Origin of the sequence: Kitasatospora sp. NPDC036755, assembly GCF_040636595.1 — a bacterium.
Classification (GTDB): Bacteria; Actinomycetota; Actinomycetes; order Streptomycetales; family Streptomycetaceae; genus Kitasatospora.
The window spans coordinates 1-1712 of record NZ_JBEZUT010000649.1; the positions used below are offsets into that span (position 1 = coordinate 1).

At 70.6% G+C, this 1712-nt stretch carries 1 protein-coding gene and 1 pseudogene; both read left to right on the top strand.

The genetic code is table 11. The features are described 5' to 3' along the window. Nucleotides 1-467: pseudogene (locus AB0E96_RS40925) on the top strand (hypothetical protein); the annotation flags it as partial. Nucleotides 468-522: 55 nt separating this feature from the next. After that, nucleotides 523-879 carry a hypothetical protein gene (locus tag AB0E96_RS40930; RefSeq protein WP_359831901.1) on the top strand — a complete coding sequence of 119 codons (357 nt, stop codon included), beginning with the start codon at nt 523-525 and terminating at the stop codon, nt 877-879. Nucleotides 880-1712 lie beyond the last annotated feature (833 nt).

Below are 1712 nucleotides of genomic sequence, written 5' to 3' on the forward strand. Positions count from 1 at the left end.
CCGCGTGGCGCCACGCCGCACGGGTTGGCGAGGGCGACCTCCAGCTCGGCGAGGACCTCGCCGAAGTGCAGCGCGAGCGCCTCACCATCGCTGCGGACGACGCGCTGTCCGGGATGTTCACCCTCGTCGCCGTAGCACCCGCCGTAGCGCTCGAAGCGCAGGTCAGCGCCCCTGCCGGGGCACCCGCCGTAGCACCCGCGCCGTCCGCCGTAGCACCCGCCGCTACGGGTGCCACGGGTGCGACGCTCGCCGACGTCTGCATGGTCGCCGGTCTCGCCGAGCCCGTCCCGGGGGAGCCCATCAGCGACGACCAGGTCGCCGCGGTCCTCCGCTGGCTCCGCTTCTCCACCAACCCGCCGATGTCCGGACGGGCCGCGATCGCCGCGTTCCGCGCCGCCGGCTACATCGCCACCGAGGCCCGGCTCTGGGACGCCTGGCGCGCCATCAGCGGCACGACCAACCCCTGACCGAAATTCCCGGAACCCGCGCAACCCGTCAGACCCACTCGGAAGGATCAGCCCCATGACCGAGACCAGCCCCGCCAAGCTCGCCGACCAGGCCGCCGAGGCGATCCGCGCGCTCAACCACGCCACCCTCGCCACCGGCCGGGACGACTGGGAGTTCCCCAGCAACGCCTACGACGTGATCGGCGGCCTCGACCGGATGGCCGGCGGCCTGGACCAGGCGCTCGGCCAGGTCTGGTCGCTGCTGGCCAAACTCGCCACCGCCGGACACGTCACCAGCGACCGAGGCGACGCCAACCGCGACCTGGACGACGCCCGCAGCGCGCTCGACGCCGCCCGCGCCGCCGCAGACCAGCTCGTCACCGCGCTGAGCCGCGCCCACTCCGCGACCAGCCCGCTGGCCTACAAGGCCTGACCGACCCCCAGAAACGCCGCAGGGCCCGCCCCCGAGCGGGGGGCGGGCCCTGAGCGGTTTTCCAGATCACATGCGGCACTTTCGCGCCGCACGCCACGCCGAGCGCCCGAATAGGGCATGATCGGTCACCAAACGGTCCTGAAAATGCGAGAAGACCGGGTGTTCTACCACCCGGCCTCTCTAGGCGGTCAGGCCCTAAAAGTTCGCTTCCCGGCGTCTTCAGCAGAAACCTGACCACTTGAACCCGATGGTAGCGGGTGGCACAGCCATCCGCGCAACACCTGACAAGACTTCGGCCACCGTGCCGGACGCAGCTCCCGCCCCGGCGGTCGAGCGCTCCGCCCCCGGTGGCCGTCAGCATGCCCGTACGCCGGGCAAGCCCCGCTTGTCCGATGATCAGATTTCCGCCCCCACCCGCCGGCCGGAGAGGCCGAAGTGCCCGATGTGCCGACGCGCCGTCAGGGCCGTGCCGGGCAAGGTCGCTGCTACCTACTGCTCCGAAGCGTGCCGCAAGCGATCAAATCGCCGTAAGTCCACCGAAGCGGACGCTAGCTCTAATAACGGACAGTCAGTGTCCGAACCAACGTCCGGGGTTGAAGCCCACGTTTCCGCAGGTCAGACCCACTTTTCGGGGCAGAAAACGCGCCCCTACTTGGTACCTTACGAATACGCCTGCCGCTCCGGTGAGACGGTGGGGTACACGGGTGGCTCCGAGGAGGGCCCCCCCGGGCCCACCAAGGAGGAGTCCGAAGCCGCACCGGCGACGGTGATCACCCCGGCGCTGCGGAAGTGGCGCCGCCGCCGGTAAATTCAGAAGATCACCGACACGGACA